This window comes from Pseudomonas sp. G3-39, assembly GCF_054790485.1.
In genome coordinates this window covers 4,992,793-5,009,386 of the sequence record NZ_CP186497.1, presented here as the reverse complement: position 1 = coordinate 5,009,386, position 16,594 = coordinate 4,992,793, and the positions used below count along the sequence as shown (strand labels likewise).

The 16,594-nt window shown below is 60.9% G+C and carries 16 protein-coding genes; 6 read left to right on the top strand and 10 right to left on the bottom strand.

Features of this window, described 5'->3' with window-relative positions:
• Positions 1–554: 554 nt before the first annotated feature.
• The 5 genes from ACOYXG_RS22545 to dksA all read right to left on the bottom strand — a co-directional run bounded on the left by ACOYXG_RS22545 (position 555) and on the right by dksA (position 6,758).
• Entirely contained in the window at positions 555–1,991 is a 1,437-nt protein-coding gene (locus tag ACOYXG_RS22545) for a sigma-54-dependent transcriptional regulator (protein WP_097089204.1), read from the bottom strand.
• A gap of 22 nt (positions 1,992–2,013) precedes the next feature.
• Positions 2,014–4,968: a sensor histidine kinase gene (locus tag ACOYXG_RS22540; protein ID WP_027614096.1), complete on the bottom strand. Its 2,955-nt coding sequence runs from the start codon at positions 4,966–4,968 to the stop codon at positions 2,014–2,016.
• Positions 4,952–5,128 (bottom strand): hypothetical protein, encoded by a 177-nt coding sequence (locus ACOYXG_RS22535; protein ID WP_003176118.1) that lies wholly within the window; start codon positions 5,126–5,128, stop codon positions 4,952–4,954. Before ACOYXG_RS22535 ends, ACOYXG_RS22540 begins: the two co-directional genes overlap by 17 nt.
• 77 nt (positions 5,129–5,205) lie before the next feature.
• The gene (gluQRS, locus tag ACOYXG_RS22530) at positions 5,206–6,102 is read right to left on the bottom strand and encodes a tRNA glutamyl-Q(34) synthetase GluQRS (protein ID WP_098965640.1); all 897 of its coding nucleotides are present in this window, start codon (positions 6,100–6,102) and stop codon (positions 5,206–5,208) included.
• Between the two features lie 212 nt (positions 6,103–6,314).
• Positions 6,315–6,758: an RNA polymerase-binding protein DksA gene (gene dksA / locus ACOYXG_RS22525; protein WP_027614094.1), complete on the bottom strand. Its 444-nt coding sequence runs from the start codon at positions 6,756–6,758 to the stop codon at positions 6,315–6,317.
• A 334-nt stretch (positions 6,759–7,092) separates the two neighbouring features.
• Here dksA and ACOYXG_RS22520 point away from each other — a divergent pair, with 334 nt between their 5' ends.
• Both ACOYXG_RS22520 and sfsA read left to right on the top strand, forming a co-directional pair.
• On the top strand, positions 7,093–8,265 hold the full coding sequence (locus tag ACOYXG_RS22520) for a pyridoxal phosphate-dependent aminotransferase (RefSeq protein WP_135296576.1): 1,173 nt from the start codon (positions 7,093–7,095) through the stop codon (positions 8,263–8,265).
• Entirely contained in the window at positions 8,265–8,978 is a 714-nt protein-coding gene (sfsA, locus tag ACOYXG_RS22515; protein WP_135296575.1) for a DNA/RNA nuclease SfsA, read from the top strand. The genes ACOYXG_RS22520 and sfsA overlap by 1 nt, the downstream gene beginning before the upstream one ends.
• Here the strand turns inward: sfsA and ACOYXG_RS22510 are convergent.
• The gene (locus ACOYXG_RS22510; protein ID WP_027614091.1) at positions 8,975–9,292 is read right to left on the bottom strand and encodes a Rieske (2Fe-2S) protein; all 318 of its coding nucleotides are present in this window, start codon (positions 9,290–9,292) and stop codon (positions 8,975–8,977) included. The two genes, sfsA and ACOYXG_RS22510, sit on opposite strands and share 4 nt — an antisense overlap.
• 162 nt (positions 9,293–9,454) lie before the next feature.
• On the opposite strand from ACOYXG_RS22510, the gene ACOYXG_RS22505 reads away from it, so the two are divergent.
• From ACOYXG_RS22505 to ACOYXG_RS22490, 4 genes are read left to right on the top strand one after another with little or no spacing between them, the layout of a single operon-like run.
• Complete coding sequence (locus ACOYXG_RS22505; protein WP_460354074.1) at positions 9,455–10,327, top strand: heme/hemin ABC transporter substrate-binding protein; 873 nt, start codon at positions 9,455–9,457, stop codon at positions 10,325–10,327.
• Between the two features lie 50 nt (positions 10,328–10,377).
• Positions 10,378–11,361 carry a FecCD family ABC transporter permease gene (locus ACOYXG_RS22500; protein ID WP_177416216.1) on the top strand — a complete coding sequence of 328 codons (984 nt, stop codon included), beginning with the start codon at positions 10,378–10,380 and terminating at the stop codon, positions 11,359–11,361.
• Entirely contained in the window at positions 11,361–12,128 is a 768-nt protein-coding gene (locus ACOYXG_RS22495) for a heme ABC transporter ATP-binding protein (RefSeq protein ID WP_460354072.1), read from the top strand. Before ACOYXG_RS22500 ends, ACOYXG_RS22495 begins: the two co-directional genes overlap by 1 nt.
• 20 nt (positions 12,129–12,148) lie before the next feature.
• A complete protein-coding gene (locus tag ACOYXG_RS22490) occupies positions 12,149–13,000 on the top strand; it encodes a ChaN family lipoprotein (RefSeq protein WP_460354069.1) in 852 nt (283 codons plus the stop codon).
• Positions 13,001–13,226: 226 nt separating this feature from the next.
• Here the strand turns inward: ACOYXG_RS22490 and ACOYXG_RS22485 are convergent, their stop codons facing one another.
• From ACOYXG_RS22485 to ACOYXG_RS22470, 4 genes are all read right to left on the bottom strand, one after another.
• On the bottom strand, positions 13,227–14,027 hold the full coding sequence (locus ACOYXG_RS22485) for a Crp/Fnr family transcriptional regulator (RefSeq protein ID WP_210558653.1): 801 nt from the start codon (positions 14,025–14,027) through the stop codon (positions 13,227–13,229).
• A gap of 16 nt (positions 14,028–14,043) precedes the next feature.
• A complete protein-coding gene (locus tag ACOYXG_RS22480; protein ID WP_003228231.1) occupies positions 14,044–14,316 on the bottom strand; it encodes a TfoX/Sxy family protein in 273 nt (90 codons plus the stop codon).
• Between the two features lie 281 nt (positions 14,317–14,597).
• Positions 14,598–14,942 carry a pentapeptide repeat-containing protein gene (locus tag ACOYXG_RS22475; protein WP_460354066.1) on the bottom strand — a complete coding sequence of 115 codons (345 nt, stop codon included), beginning with the start codon at positions 14,940–14,942 and terminating at the stop codon, positions 14,598–14,600.
• Between the two features lie 91 nt (positions 14,943–15,033).
• Positions 15,034–16,590, bottom strand: a complete 1,557-nt coding sequence (locus tag ACOYXG_RS22470) for a bifunctional aminoglycoside phosphotransferase/ATP-binding protein (protein WP_460354063.1) — start codon at positions 16,588–16,590, stop codon at positions 15,034–15,036.
• Positions 16,591–16,594: the final 4 nt, after the last annotated feature.

Sequence of the window (16,594 nt, the reverse complement as noted above, 5' to 3'; positions counted from 1 at the left end):
GGGAGCCGAAGCTCCCCCAGAAGTAGTTGCGTGCTCTTTTTATTATTGATTCGGGCTTCTTGTTTTTGTTGAGTGCCCTCGCCATGAAGCTTTTCCTTCATGACCCTCCCAATCGGGAGCCAAGAGCAAACGGATTGCTTTGGTCGCTGTGTTGCAGTGATCTTGCGATCCAACCAGTACAGGCTCTGTCTTAGGACAGTTTTTGTTGTTCTCGGCCTGGTCGTGGGGCTAGCCCCAAATACAACGCCTCTCCAAAAGAATCAGTTAGCTGCGCCTCTCGCCGTCTTGTTTTTATTGTGCGTGAGTCGATTCGTCTTATTTTTATTGTCTTGTGCATTGCTTGTTATTGTTCTTGTACCAAACATATAGCAGGTGCCGTGCCAACTTTTGCGAAGCCCAATAAAACAAGGGGTTAGGTCGATATAACGGTTTTCTCGGGGCGAAAAAAAGCCGGGGTTTCGTTACCGATAACCCCGGCTTCTGTTACGTGAAAGGACTGAGGTAACAGTTTTTTCACATCTTCAAGCGTTACGCGCGCACTCGACAGGTAACGTTCAGCTCTCGCTGGCGACCCCGGTCTTGCGCCGTGGAATGCCCAGGCGCTGACGGCGTTCCCACAGGCACTTGCGGCTGACGCCCAGTTTGCGCGCCAGTTCGGTCTCGGTCATGTGGTCCTGGTGTTCGAGGACGAAGTGCTGGAAGTAGTCCTCCAGCGACAGGTCTTCGGTCGGCTCATGGCTGCTGTTGCTGGCGTTACCGGCCGTTTGTGGCGGCAGGCCGATGAACTCGTCGTCCTCCAGATCGCTCAGCTCGATATCGATGCCCAACAGGTCGGCGGAGATTTCCGGGCTTTCGCTCAGGATCACTGCACGCTCCACCGCGTTTTCCAGCTCGCGCACGTTGCCCGGCCAGGAATAATGCCGGATGGCCTGTTCGGCATCGGCGGCAAATTTCAGGTCGGTACGGTTGATGCGCGCACTCTGGCGAGCGAGGAACGCCGTGGCGATTTCGTTGACGTCGGCGCCACGTTCGCGCAACGCCGGCAGTTTCAGGGCAATCACGTGCAGGCGGTAATACAGGTCTTCACGGAACTGGCCGATTTTCGCCAGGCTCTTGAGGTCACGGTGGGTCGCGGCGATCAAACGCACATCGACCTTTTGCGACTGCACCGACCCCACGCGGCGAATCTCGCCTTCCTGCAGCACGCGCAGCAGACGGGCCTGGGCTTCGAGCGGCAGTTCGCCGATCTCGTCGAGGAACAGCGTGCCGCCATCCGCCGCTTCCACCAGACCGGCGCGACCGGCGCTGGCGCCAGTGAACGCGCCTTTTTCGTGGCCGAACAGTTCGGACTCGATCAGGCTTTCCGGAATGGCAGCGCAGTTCACCGAAATCATCGGTGCCTTGGCACGCTTGGACAGGTTATGCAGGGCGCGGGCCACCAGCTCTTTACCGGTGCCGGACTCGCCCTGGATCAGGACATTGGAATCGGTCGGTGCGACCTTGCGGATCTTGCTGTACAGATCCTGCATCGGCGGGCACGAGCCAATGATGCCGATCTCGCCGTTGCTGTTGTCGACAGACGACTTGCCGCTGCCATTGGCTGCTTTGCCGGCAGGCACTTCGCTGGCGGCAGGCGCCGACTGGTGATCACGCAGGATTCGCGCGACCGCCTGGAGCATTTCATCGTGATCGAAAGGCTTGGCGATGTAGTCCACCGCGCCCATCTTCATCGAGTCGACCGCCGAGCGCAGGCTGGCGTAGCTGGTCATGATCAGCACCGGTTTGCCCTGGCCAAGCTTGATCAGCTCTGTGCCGGGGGCGCCAGGCAGGCGCAGGTCGCTGACGATCAGATCGAATGTGGGAATACTGAAGCGTTCTTGTGCTTCCTGCACAGAACCGGCTTCGCTGACCTGATACTGGTTACGTTCCAGCAGGCGGCGCAAGGCGGAGCGGATAATGGTTTCGTCTTCGACGATCAAAATGTGCGGCATTGATTCGATACTCTCGACGGTCTCAGTTCACAGCGGACGTCGCTTCGACATGACGCGGTAAGGTCACCCGGATACGGGTGCCGCGCTGGCTTTGTACATCAGCCGGGCTGTCGATGGTGATTTGTCCATAATGCTCTTCAACGATGGAATAGACCAGTGCAAGGCCCAGACCGGTACCTTCACCCGGATCCTTGGTGGTGAAGAAAGGTTCGAACAATCGGTCCATGATGTTCTGCGGAATACCACTGCCTTCGTCTTCGACGATCAGATCGACCGTGTGTTCGCCGGCTTCACTCTTGACCCGTACGGCACTGTGCGGCGGCGAGGCGTCGCGGGCATTGGAGAGCAGATTGATCAGCACCTGGGCGAGGCGCTGCGGATCGCCTTCGACCCAGTGATCGGGGTCGCACAGGTTGTAGAACTGCACTTCGAAGTTGCGCCGGTTGAGTGCCAGCAGGCCAATCGCGTCCTGCGCGACTTCAGCCAGACACACCGGCTCGTCGCTGTGCTGGTGGCTGCCGGCGTGGGCGAAGCTCATCAGCGACTGCACGATGCGCGACACGCGCTTGGTCTGTTCGAGGATCTGCCCGCTGATTTCCGTCAGTTCGCCATCTTCTTCACGCTCTTCGCGCAGGTTCTGCGCCAGACAGGCGATGCCGGTGATCGGGTTGCCGATTTCATGAGCCACACCTGCCGCCAGTCGACCGATGCTCGCCAGACGCTCGGAGTGCACCAGTTTGTCTTCGAGCATCTGCGTTTCGGTCAGGTCTTCCACCAGCAGCACCAGGCCGCTGTTGCCCGGGGCCAACGGTTCATCGATCGCCGCTTTGTGCAGATTGAGCCAGCGGGTCTGGCCGTCGAGGGCCAGGTGCTGCTTGTGCAAATGTTCATCGGGCAGGTTGATGAAGCCTTGCAGCAATTGCTTCCACGGATTGGCGATGGTGCTCAGGCGCGAACCGACCACCCGTTGCGCGGCGATGCCGGTGAGTTCTTCCATGGCCTTGTTCCACATCAGGATCTCTTGATCCTTGGCCAGCGAGCAGACACCCATCGGCAGCTCCTGCAGCGTCTGGCGGTGGTAGCGGCGCAAGGCGTCGAGCTCGGCGGCCAGCCCGGTGAGGCGCGAGTGGTAGTCCTCAAGACGGCTTTCGATGAAGTGGATGTCTTCGGTTACGTAGTTCTCGCCGCCAGCCTTGTACGGCAGGAAGGTTTCGACCATGTCCTGCGCCACGCTCGGGCCCATCAGGCCGGAGAGGTTGGCTTCGATGCGGTCGCGCAAGCGGCGCAAGGCATAAGGACGGCGTTCGTCGAACGGCAGATAGAGGTCGCGCAGGGCCTGCTCGACTTCTTTCTGCGCCGCCTTGGCGCCCAGCGGTTTGGCCAGTTGCGTGGCGAATTCCTGGGGTGAAGCAGCGTGCAGTTCGCGGCGTTGCGGGCGACGCACGTTATCCACCGCGCAGGCTTCGGCGGCGCTGGCCTCTTCAGGGCTGGCGTTGGTGAACAGCGAGATCAGCGTGAACATCAATACGTTGGCTGCCAGCGAGGCGATGGCCGCCATGTGCCAACTGGTGTCGTCCAGCACGTAAATCATGTTCAACAGGGGGATGTAGAAACCCTGCAGGTTGCCGACCAGCGGCAACAGCATGGTCACCACCCACACCAGAATCCCCGCCAGCAGGCCGGCGATAAAGCCGCGCCGGTTGGCGGTCGGCCAGTACAGCACCGAGAGCACGCCGGGCAGGAATTGCAGGGTCGCGACGAAGGCGACGATGCCAAGGTTGGCCAGGTCCTGTCCGGCGCCGAGCATCAGGTAAAAGCAGAAACCGGCCATGATGATCGCGACGATCAACGCCCGGCGGGTCCACTTCAGCCAGCGGTAGATATTGCCTTCGGCCGGTGGCTGGTACAGCGGCAGCACCAAGTGGTTCAGCGCCATGCCGGACAGCGCCAGGGTGGTGACGATGATCAGGCCACTGGCGGCCGACAGTCCGCCGACGTACGCCAGCAAGGCCAGCGGTTTGCTGTTGGCGGCAATGCCGATGCCGAGGGTGAAGTATTCCGGGTCAGTGGTGGCGCCGAGTTTCAGGCCGGCCCAGAGAATCAACGGCACCGCCAGACTCATCAGCAACAGGAACAGCGGCAGTCCCCAGCTGGCGCTGACCAGCGAGCGCGGGTTGAGGTTTTCGGTGAAGGTCATGTGGTACATGTGCGGCATCACGATCGCCGAGGCGAAGAACACCAGCAACAGCGTGCGCCACGGCCCTTCCTGCAGCGGCGTGTGCAGCGCGGCGAGGGCGGTCTGGTTTTGCAGCAACCACAGTTCAAGCTGTTGCGGGCCGTCGAACACGCCGTACAGCGCATAGAGGCCGACGCCGCCGAGGGCGATCAGTTTGATCACCGATTCGAAGGCAATCGCGAACACCAGCCCTTCGTGTTTCTCGCGGGTGGCGATATGCCGGGAGCCGAAGAAGATCGTGAACAGAATGATCAGCGCACAGAACGCCAGCGCGACGCGGCTCTGGATCGGTTCGCCCGTCAGGATGCCGATGGAATCGGCCACCGCCTGAATCTGCAACGCCAGCAGCGGCAGTACGCCGATCAGCATGAAGATCGTGGTCAGCGCGCCGGCCCAGGTGCTGCGGAAGCGGAAGGCGAACAGATCCGCCAGCGACGACAATTGATAAGTGCGGGTGATTTTCAGGATCGGATACAGCAGCACCGGCGCCAGCAGAAACGCGCCGGACACCCCGAGATAACTGGAGAGAAAACCGTAGCCGTACTGATAGGCCAGCCCCACCGTTCCGTAAAACGCCCAGGCACTGGCATAGACCCCCAGCGACAGGGTGTAGGTCAGCGGGTGGCGAATGATCGCTCGCGGGATCATGCCCCGTTCGCTGATCCAGGCGACGCCGAACAGCACCGTCAGGTACGCGGCGCTGACCAGGATCATCTGGGTCAGGCTAAAGCTCATCGGCATCTTTTTGGCTCTGCAGGATGAAGGTCACGACAATCAGGATCAACCAGAGCAGATACGGCCGATACCAGGCGCCCGTGGCGTCGATCCACCAATCCATGATGGCTGGCGAAAACAGATAGATTCCCACGACCAGAAGCAGGACCAAGCGATAGATGTACATCCCGGCCTCTCTTTTTTATGCGCGTGCCCGAAAACGTGCGGCGATGGTAACGGATGGGCGCGCCACTGCAAGTGTCGTCATTGCAGTTGCGCTTCGGGCAGGGTCAGTGTGCGCGGGATCTTTGTCGCATCCCAGTGGGCTGCGCCCCATTTCAGCAATTCCTCGGGGGTGGCATGGGCCAGTTCGGCACCGGGGTTTTGCCCCAGCGCACGCAAGGCTCGCAACAGCAGCGGCGTGGCCTGATCGGCCTCAAGCGGCGGCGAACGGTAGGATTTGCCGAGTTTGTTGCCGTCCGGCTGCGTGATCAATGGCAAGTGCAGATAGCGCGGCTGACGCAGGCCCAACAGTTCTTGCAGGTAGAGCTGGCGTGGCGTGGAGTCGAGCAGGTCGGCACCGCGCACGATGTCGGTGATGCCTTGCCAGGCGTCATCCAGCACCACCGCCAGTTGATAGGCGTAGAGGCCGTCGCGGCGGCGAATCACGAAATCGCCGACGTCGCGCCCCAGATGCTGGCGGAACTCGCCCTGCACGCGGTCGATGAAGTGGTATTCCAGTTCCGGCACGCGCAGGCGGATCGCCGCGTCTTGCTGCTCATGCCCGGCATTGCGGCACAAGCCTGGATAAATCCCGTGGTACGGCTCCAGTTGCTTGCGCGAACAGGTGCAGGCGTAGGCCAGGCCGTGATTGAACAGACTGTTGAGGACTTCGGCGTAGGCGTCGTGCCGGTCACTCTGGCGCACCATTTCGCCGTCCCATTCGAAACCGTAGCTTTCCAGCGCTTTGAGAATGGCCGCCTGCGCGCCGGGCTCTTCCCGGGGTGGATCGAGATCTTCCATGCGCACCAGCCAGCGCCCGCCGACCGCGCGCGCGTCGAGATAAGAGGCGAGGGCGGCAACCAGCGAGCCGAAGTGCAGATGGCCACTGGGGGTCGGGGCGAAGCGGCCGATGTAGGCGGGGGCGGTTTTGGCAGTCATGTGGACAATATAACTTTTCAGGATCCGCGCAGATTACCCCTGTGGGAGCGGGCTTGCTCGCGAAAGCGTCAGTTCAGACAACCTGGATGTTGAATTGCCGGCCGCATTCGGGAGCAAGCCCCCTCCCACAAAAGCAAGGCATAAAGGGCAAAGGCAAAAGGCAGAAACAAAAACGGAGCGTTCGCACGCTCCGTTTTTCATTCAGGTCGAGATTACTTGCCGACCTGCTTTTCCTTGATTTCCGCCAGGGTCTTGCAGTCGATGCACAGATCCGCAGTAGGACGGGCCTCGAGGCGCTTGACGCCGATTTCGATGCCGCAGGACTCGCACCAGCCGTACTCTTCGTCCTGGATCAGTTCGAGGGTCTTGTCGATCTTCTTGATCAGTTTGCGCTCGCGGTCGCGGGCGCGCAGCTCGAGGGCGAATTCTTCTTCCTGGCTGGCACGGTCGGCCGGGTCAGGGAAGTTGGCCGCTTCGTCTTTCATGTGATCAACAGTACGGTCGACTTCCTGCATCAAGTCCTGTTTCCACTTGTTCAGGATCTTGGTGAAGTGCGCGCGCATCGGGGCGCCCATGTACTCCTCGCCTTCCTTCGGAACGTAAGGTTCGAAGCCGCTGATCGTCACTTGCTGCTGTTGCTTTGCTTGGGTGGGCATGAAATGGACCGCCTCTACTCTTGTAATCCATTGCGCAGGATTGCTCCATCACCGACACCTGCCGGCCCTGCGGCTGCAAGCGGGCGAACTTACCAGATCAATTCGGCCTGCGCTACTCCCGGATGTCGAGGCCCCGGCGGGTGGCGCTTGCAGAAGTCTGGCAAGCCATGTCTGACAGTGATGGAGACCTGATCAATCTCTGATTTTAGTCAATCCTGGAGCGTACGCGCATATCGTTACAGTCCAGCGTTCTTGAGGCTGTGACCGCGACGGGTTCTCGCTCGTTCCGGCAGATGGGTAGAATCGTCTCTTTTTCCCCGTCGAAGGAAAACCAATGGCTCAGCCTTACAGTGCGCGCAGTCGTGCGATCGAACCGTTCCATGTAATGGCGCTGCTGGCGCGGGCCAACGAACTGCAGGCCGAAGGTCACGACGTGATCCACCTGGAAATCGGCGAGCCGGACTTCACCACGGCCGAGCCGATCATCCGTGCCGGGCAAGCGGCGCTGACGGCGGGCAAGACGCGCTACACCGCGGCGCGCGGTATTCCTGAACTGCGCGAGGCGATTTCCGGGTTCTATCAATCGCGTTACGGTTTGAACATCGATCCGCGGCGGATCCTGATCACGCCGGGTGGCTCGGGTGCGCTGTTGCTGGCCAGTGCCTTGCTGGTCGATCCGGGCAAACACTGGCTGCTGGCGGATCCGGGCTACCCGTGCAACCGGCACTTTCTGCGACTGGTCGAAGGCGCGGCGCAACTGGTGCCGGTCGGGCCGGAGGTGCGTTACCAACTGACCCCGGATCTGGTGGCACGTCACTGGGATCACGACAGCGTTGGTGCGTTGGTGGCGTCGCCGGCCAACCCGACCGGCACCATTCTGACCCGTGATGAACTGGCCGGGTTATCCACCGCGATCAAGGCGCGCCACGGGCATCTGGTGGTGGACGAGATCTACCACGGCCTGACTTACGGCACCGATGCCGCCAGCGTGCTGGAAGTGGATGACAGTGCCTTTGTCCTCAATAGTTTCTCCAAATATTTCGGCATGACCGGTTGGCGGCTCGGCTGGCTGGTGGCGCCGGATGCGGCCGTCAGTGAGCTGGAAAAACTTGCACAGAACCTCTACATCAGCGCCCCGAGCATGGCGCAGTATGCCGCTTTGGCTTGCTTCGAGCCGGACACCATCAGCATCCTCGAAGAGCGCCGCGCCGAATTTGGCCGCCGCCGCGACTTCCTGCTGCCGGCGTTGCGCGAATTGGGTTTCAATATCGCCGTCGAGCCTGAAGGTGCGTTCTACTTGTATGCAGATATCAGTCAGTTCGGCGGTGATGCCTTCGCTTTCTGTCGACATTTCCTAGAAACCGAGCACGTTGCCTTCACCCCGGGGCTGGATTTCGGGCGTTATCAGGCCAGCCACCATGTGCGTTTCGCTTACACGCAAAACCTCCCTCGCTTACAGGAAGCGGTGGAACGTATCGCTCGCGGCTTGAAGAGCTGGCAAGGCTGATGCGCTTTTATCCGGCTCTGGAAGAGGCGCGGCTGATTCGTCGCTACAAACGTTTTCTGGCGGACGTTGAAACGGTCAATGGCGAGTTGTTGACCCTGCACTGCCCGAACACCGGCTCGATGCTCAACTGCCAGGTCGAAGGCGGGCAAGTGTGGTTCAGTCGCTCAAACGACCCGAAGCGCAAACTGCCTGGCACTTGGGAAATCGGGGAAACGCCGCAGGGTCGACTGTTCTGCGTGAACACCGGCCGCGCCAACGCCCTCGTTGAAGAGGCGCTGCAGGCCGGTGTCATCAGCGAGTTGAACGGCTTCACGGCGCTTAAACGCGAAGTGGCATACGGTCAGGAAAAAAGCCGTATCGATTTCCGCCTTGAATACCCGAGCGGGCCGGCTTATGTGGAAGTGAAGAGTGTCACTTTGGGGTTCGACGGGACGAATGTCGCGGCCTTTCCCGACGCAGTTACCCAGCGCGGCGCCAAGCATCTGCGCGAGCTGGCGCATCTGGCCCGTGACGGTATTCGTGCGGTGCAGTTGTATTGCGTCAATCTCAGCGGGATTGAAGCGGTGCGACCGGCCGAAGAAATCGATTCGGCGTACGCGGATGCCCTGCGTGAAGCGGTGGCGTGCGGGGTCGAGGTGTTGGCCTACGGTGTGCGCTTGAACCACGAAGAGATGGTGATCGACCGGCGGCTGGACGTTTTGCTCAGCGGTTAAACATCTATCCACAGCCCCTGTGCGTCTTCGCGGCAGGGGATGGCGGTCAGGGATTGCCCGGCGCAGGGCCCGGCGACGCATTCGCCGTCCTCGATCAGAAACAGTGCGCCGTGGGTGGCGCACTGGATCAGGCTGTTGCTCGGGTCGAGAAACTGGTCGGGGTGCCATTCCAGACCGACGCCGCGATGCGGGCAACGGTTGAGATAAACATAGGCCTGACCATTGCGGCGCACGGCAAACAGTTTATTGCCGTCGATGTCGAAACCGCGGCTGCCCGCCTCAGCGAGATCGGCGCCGGCGCACAAAAACTTCATGGCTATCCTCAAGTGTCGGCTCGTTTCAGGAAATGTCCGAGCTTGACGTTTAAATGCAAACAATTATCAAATGTCCGCCTTCGCCCACTGTGCGCAGCCGCCGCCAAGGATACTTGGCCTGCCGGTTCGCTGCCCGGGAAAACTGTTCAAGGAAAGCTGCGTATGCGCCTGATTACCCGCGTTGCTGTGCTGTGTGTCGGACTGCTCGCCAGCCTTCAGGCGACAGCTGCCGATTTGCCACAACGTTGGGTCAGTGCCGGTGGCGCGCTATCGGAGTGGGTGAGCGTGTTGGGCGGCGAATCTAAACTGGTCGGCGTCGACACCACCAGCCAGCATCCGCAATCGCTGAAGAAGCTGCCCAGCATCGGCTATCAACGCAGTCTCTCGGCAGAAGGCATTCTCAGTCTGCGCCCGGACATCCTCATTGGCACCGAAGAAATGGGCCCGCCATCGGTTATCGCTCAAGTGAAAAACGCCAAGGTACATGTCGAACTGTTCTCGGCGCAGCCGGATCTGCCGACACTGGAAAAAAACATCACGCATCTCGGGCAGTTGCTCGGCGCGCAAGCCCAGGCGGCGCAGTTGCTGGAAAGTTATCAACAGCAGCTAACCGCGCAGAAAGCCCGAGTCGCCGAGTTGCAGGCCAAGCGTAAGACGCCCGGTGTGCTAGTGCTGATCGGGCATGCCGGCGGCAAACCGTTGATTGCCGGCAAGGACACTGCCGCCGACTGGCTGCTGCAACGGGCCGGCGGACATAACCTGGCGACGCATACCGGTTACAAGCCGTTCTCCGTGGAGTCGCTGGCCGGACTCGATCCTGAAGTGCTGGTGTTCGCTGATCGGGCGTTGACCGGCGAGGCGGCGAAAGCCGCGCTGTTCAAGGAAAACCCCATTCTCAATTCAAGCCGCGCGGCCAAGGCCGGACGGGGGCTGGAGCTGGATCCGACGCTGCTGGTCGGCGGGCTCGGGCCGCGTTTACCGGCGGTACTGAAGAGTTTGTCTGACGGCTTCTACCCGACTCCGAGCGGCCAATGACCGTACTGGTCAAACCACGAAGCCTGTTTATCGGCCTGACGCTCCTGTGTTTGCTTGCCATCTGGCTGTCGTTGGCACTGGGGCCGGTGAGCCTGCCGCTGTTCGATACGTTACGCGCTGCATTGCGCATGGTCGGTGTGCCGTTGGCGCCGGACGGTCTGGAGCAAGCCGAGCTGATCCTCGGGCAGATCCGTCTGCCGCGCACCTTGCTCGGTCTGGCCGTCGGCGGTGTGCTGGCACTGTCGGGTGTGGCGATGCAGGGCTTGTTTCGCAATCCGCTGGCCGATCCCGGGTTGGTCGGGGTTTCCAGTGGGGCAGCGCTGGGTGCGGCGGTGGCGATTGTCGGCGGGTCATTTTTTGGCGGTTTGCCGGAGTGGTTCGGGCCGTACCTGTTGTCGGCGTGCGCGTTTCTCGGTGGACTGGGGGTGACGGCGCTGGTCTATCGGCTCGGTCGGCGCAACGGCCAGACTAACGTCGCGACCATGCTGCTGGCCGGGATCGCCCTGACGGCATTGGCAAGCTCGGCGGTGGGTCTGTTCACCTATCTGGCGGATGACGCGACTTTGCGTACGCTGACTTTCTGGAATCTGGGCAGCCTCAATGGCGCCAGTTACGCGCGTTTGTGGCCGTTGCTGATTATCAGCGCTGGCGTGGCGCTGTGGTTGCCGCGGCGTGCCAAGGCGCTGAATGCGTTGTTGCTCGGGGAGTCCGAAGCCGGGCACCTGGGGATTGATGTCGAACGGCTCAAACGTGAATTGGTGTTTTGCACTGCGCTGGGTGTTGGCGCGGCGGTAGCGGCAGCCGGGATGATCGGTTTCGTCGGGCTGGTGGTGCCCCATCTGGTGCGTTTATTGGCCGGGCCCGATCACCGGGTGTTGCTGCCAGCGTCGGTACTGGCGGGTGCGAGCCTGTTGTTGCTGGCGGATCTGGTGGCGCGGCTGGCGCTGGCGCCGGCGGAGTTGCCGATCGGTATCGTCACGGCGTTTATCGGCGCGCCGTTCTTCCTCTATCTGCTGTTGCGAGGTCGTGCCTGATGCTGCGTGCGCACAATCTGCACATCCGCCGCGGGCGCAAGACCGTCCTCAGCGACGTCACCCTGCAGCTTGAACCCGGTGAGGTGTTGGGTGTGCTCGGACCGAACGGTGCCGGCAAAAGCACCTTGCTCGGTGCCTTGTGCGGTGAGCTGACGGCCAGTGACGGTGAGGTGTTGCTCGACGACAAGGTGCTGAGTCACTGGACAGGTTCACAGCGCGCTCAGCGCCTGGCGGTGTTGCCGCAGGTGTCGACGCTGGATTTTGCCTTTCGCGTGGAAGAAGTGGTCGGCATGGGCCGTCTGCCTTATCAGAGCGGTCGGGCGCGCGACGACGAGATCGTTGCGGCAGCGCTGGCCGCTGCGGATGCCGGGCATCTGAGCGGGCGCAGTTATCTGGCATTATCGGGTGGCGAGCGCCAGCGCGTGCATCTGGCGCGGGTGCTGGCGCAGTTATGGCCGGGGCAGGTCGGGCAAACCTTGTTGCTGGATGAGCCGACCTCAATGCTCGATCCGTTGCACCAACATACGACGCTGCAAGCGGTGCGTGAATTTGCCGACCGTGGCGCAGCAGTGCTGGTCATCCTGCATGATCTGAATCTGGCGGCGCGCTATTGTGACCGGGTGTTGCTGCTTGAGGGCGGGCGCCCGGTGGCGCTGGGTACACCGCAGCAGGTCTTGCGACCGGACGCGCTCAAAGCCGTGTTCGGTCTCGAAGTATTGGTGCAGCCGCACCCGGAGCGTGGGCATCCGCTGATCATCGCCCGCTGATTTCTCATCGAGGTGATGGTATGCGCGGGATCTGGTTGTTAGCGGTGTTGTGGCTGACGGGGTGTCAGCATGTTGCTGCGCCACCACCAGTCAGCGGTGAGATACGCGATCTGCACAGCGGCCAGGTGTTGACGGCGCAGGAACTGCTGGCGCGTCTGGCCAAGCCGCAACAGCTGATCATTGGCGAGCAACATGACAACGCCGATCATCACGCTGTGCAGTTATGGCTGTTGCAGGCGCTGGGTGAGCAGCGGCCCCAAGGCAGCCTGCTTTTGGAGATGCTCACGCAGGATCAACAGCCGAAGGTTGATCAGGTTCGTCATGCGGCAACGCCGCCTAGCGATCTTGCCGCCGCGTTGGCCTGGCAGGATGGCTGGGACTGGAATCTTTATGGACCGATCGTTCGGTTCGCCCTCACGCAAGGCTATCCGCTGTTGGCGGCCAATCTGGACGACAGTGAAATCCGCGCGTTCTATCGTCAGTCGCCAGCCCTGATTGGAGTTCGCAGCAATGCGGCATCGGTGAAGTCCGCGCTGCTTGAGCAGATCAGCGATTCACATTGCGGCTTGCTGCCCAAATCACAGATGCCGGCGATGCTCGCGGTTCAGCAACAGCGCGATCGACGCATGGCCGAACGTTTGCTGGCAGCGCCGACGCCAGCCTTGCTGCTGGCGGGTGCCTGGCATGCGCGCAAGGATGTTGGCGTGCCGCTGCATGTGCTGGATTTGGGCGCAGCCCAAGCGCCAACGGTGCTGATGCTGGCCGAGCAGGGCGCCGAGGTGACTGCGGCGATGGCCGATTACGTCTGGTACACCCCGGCCACGCCCGCGCAGGATTACTGCGCACAGATGCGCAAACAGTTCGGGCAATGACTTTTCCACAGGCAAAAAAAGACCCGGTAAAAACCGGGTCAAATAACCGTGATTAGCCTGATGAGGAGATAATCTGAGAGTCCGAACCAAGGGCTTTTCAGAATATCGACTGATCTCGCGACCAGTTGTGATAATCATAGCGATTCTCATTAGCGAGTCAACCACTGTTTTTCCATTTGCTTGATTTAGTCGTACAAATGGCCGGAATGTCCCGGAAACAGGGGGCTTAACGCGCAGCCTTGATCGCACTCAGTTGCGTGATCTGCTGATTAAGCTGGCCGATGCGCCTGGCCATACTCTCAATCAGGCTGTGGGCAATCTTCGGATTGTTACGGGTCATGCTCAGAAACTGTTCGCCTGGAATCAGCATCACCGTGCTTGGCTCGCGAGCGATGACAGTGGCATTGCGCGGTTCACCGGTGAACACCGCCATGGCGCCGAAAATCTCGTCCTTGGGCACTTCGCCGACCTTGTGCCCATCAACAAACGCTTCGGCATGCCCCTCGATGATCACGAAGACGTGATCAGCGGCATCGCCCTGCCGGATCAACACCTCACCGCTTTCGACCCGTTTGAAGCCATTGGTGCTGCGAAACTCCCGTGGCTTCAGTTCGGCCACCGCGTGAGCCAGCAGCGCCATCTGCCCCAGCAGATACTCAAGCCATTGCTCGGCCCGGCCCGGTTCGGCATACAAATGCTGGAACAGATCGGTTCGCCGATAGGGCAGCAAGCGCGATGGTCCGTCGCTGCGCAGACGGCAGTCGGCCCAGGCGTCACCTTGCTGCAGACCGAGCAGATCGCCTTCCTGCCAGTAAAAGAGCGCACGACCGCCGATATAGCCGTGGATCACGCCTTCTGTCAGCAGAAACAGCTGATCGTGTGGGAGCTGCTCCATCAGGTCGTCAGAGATTTCTGGCTCAAAGGCTGGCCCGCATGGCGCAAGGCCTTCCAGCCAGCGCGCGGGCAAGCTCTGCAAGCGATTGATCAGTGCATCGACCGGTGCCGATTGTTCTCCGAGCAGATACATGGCCGTCAGTGCCTGTTCAGTTCTTGTGGCGCGAGGAAATGGCTTCGAGCTGCTTGTTCAAGGCGTCTTTGCGTTCGGCCGGGATGTCGTTCCAGTGCACATCCATCAGCGCCCCTTCGATCGCGTACAACAACACCTTTGATGCGCGAAACCCGCGGGTACGCACGGCCCGATAGGCGTCCACCGCCCCCAGGCGACGCAAGTCCGAGGCGCTGTGGATGCCCACGGCATGCAGCCACTGCGCCGACGTCTTGCCAAGATTCTTCAGGTGTTGCAGTTCATCATTCATCAAGCCTCCTTGCGACGGCCGAATGGTGCGTGGGCGATCTTCTCAGGAGTGTAGCCATCAGTAGGAAAAGCGTGGTTGTTTGGTCGGATTAGACGCAAACGCTTCTAAGAAAGGGGCTGCGAACGCAGAAAGGAGGGAAGAAACGCGGAAATAATGTGGGAGCGGGCTTGCTCGAGAAGGGGGGCTTTCAGCCAACAGATGTATCGACTGACACTACGCCTTCGCGAGCAAGCCCGCTCCCACAGGGGAAAGGCGTCGAGTCAGAGAAAGATAAAAAAGTATCAGCGGGTGCGATAACGCAGGCGTGTACCAAAATTCATCGACATCAGGATCTCGTCGGCACTCAGCTCCGGCGGAAAATACGCTCCGGAAATCTGAGCGTGCGCCAGGCTTGCGCCTTCGAGCGATGAATTACGGAAATCGATGCCGCGCAAATCGGCGGAGCGAAAGTACGCGTCCCGAAAATCCACGCCATCGGCGTTCAGTTCACGCAGATCGAGACCACGAAAGTCGCCGCCGACCATGTCGATCGGGCCGTCTTGCGGGCGTTCCTTGTTGAAGCCTATGATGTCGTCTTTGTGCAACAAGGCATAAAGCGGGGTATCGAGAAGTTTCGGCTGGCTCATGTCAGATCACCTGTTGGTTTTATGACGCCAGTATAGTGCCACTATTTGACGGCCGTGAAGCAAGCTAGGGCTTCACGGCCGAAATAGTTTCTTACAGGCCCGGCAGACGCTGGCGGATCTGCGCCACAACGGTGTCGAGCGTCCCGCTTTCATTGGTTTGCACGCGTTTGCTGCGCAGGATTTCTTCTGGCGTCAGGGCTTCGCGACTGGCTTGCTGGGCCTCGATCACGGCCAGCGTGGCGTCGGAAGGGTCCTTTTTGTCGGCCTGACGAATCGCCAGCCAGCTCTCGATCACGGCTTGCGGTGCGTTGCAGTCGAGAATCAGGAACGGCGTGCCGGTGGCCTCGGCGACTTGAGCGGCGTTGTCGCGTTGCTCGCGCTTGAGGTAGGTCGCATCGATCACTACCGGGAAACCGGCGTGCAGAATCACTCCGGCAATCTCATGCAGGCGGGCATAAGTGGCGGCGCTGGCATCGGCGCTGTAAATCCCGGCCTGCACGTCGTTGGCTACGGTCTGCTCGCCGAACAGTCGCTTGCGCTCGACGTCGGAACGCAGGCGAATCGCGCCCAGCGCTTCGACCAGACGCATGGCCACGTGGCTCTTGCCGACAGCCGATACGCCGTGGGTGATGGCCATGAAGCGCGAAGGAATGGTGCTGTAGCTTTCCGCCAGGTTGGCGTAGTTGCGGTACTGGCGCAGGGTGGTGGCGCGCTGCACCGGGGTGGCGTCCGCCGGCATGCTGAACAGCGCGACTTTGGCGCGAACCAGGGCGCGGTAGGCTTTATAGAAGTTCAGCACTTCCAGGCCTTGATAGTCGCCGGTCAGCTCCAGGTACTGGCTGATGAAGCGGCGGGCGAGGGATTTCAGGCCACGGTCTTCCAGGTCCATCGCCAGGAAACCGGTGTCGGCCCAGACGTCAGTGAAGCGGAATGGTTCGTTGAACTCGATGCAGTCGAAGATCACCACCTTGCCGTCGATGACTGTGGCGTTGCCCAGGTGGATGTCGCCGTGGCATTCGCGAGTGAATCCCTCGGCCTTGCGCTGGGCGAACAGTGGCTTGAGACGATCGAAGCTGCTCTCGGCCCAGGCTTTCAGGGCCTCGAGTTGCAGCAGATCATTTTTGTCGCTGAGGAACGGCAGGATCTGCTCGAAGTTCTGGCGCACCGGGGCCATCACGCTGTCCGGGGTACCGGCCTCGTGGTCGGCCGGGACTTTTGGCGCACTGAGGTGGAATTTGGCGATCTGCTCGGCCATTTCATCAATGTGCTGGGTGGTCAGCTCACCGTTGGCCTGCAGCGTGCTGAGCAGGCCGGTCTGCGGGAATTGACGCATCTTCAGCACATATTCGATCACCGGGCCGTCACCACCCAGTTGTGGCGCATCAACGCTGCCGGTCACTGGCAACACGTCCAGATACAAATCGTCGGTCAGACGCTGGTTCAGGCGCAGCTCTTCAGCACAGAAATGTGCGCGGGATTCGAGGCCGGTGAAGTCAAGGAAGCCGAAATTCACTGGCTTCTTCACTTTATAAGCAAACGGGCCGGTGAGGATCACCCACGAGATATGGGTTTCGATGACCTGGAACCCTTCGACGGGGTGCGGGTAGAGGGCCGGGTTTTGCAGGGCAGCGATCAGGGACTGGCTCACGGGC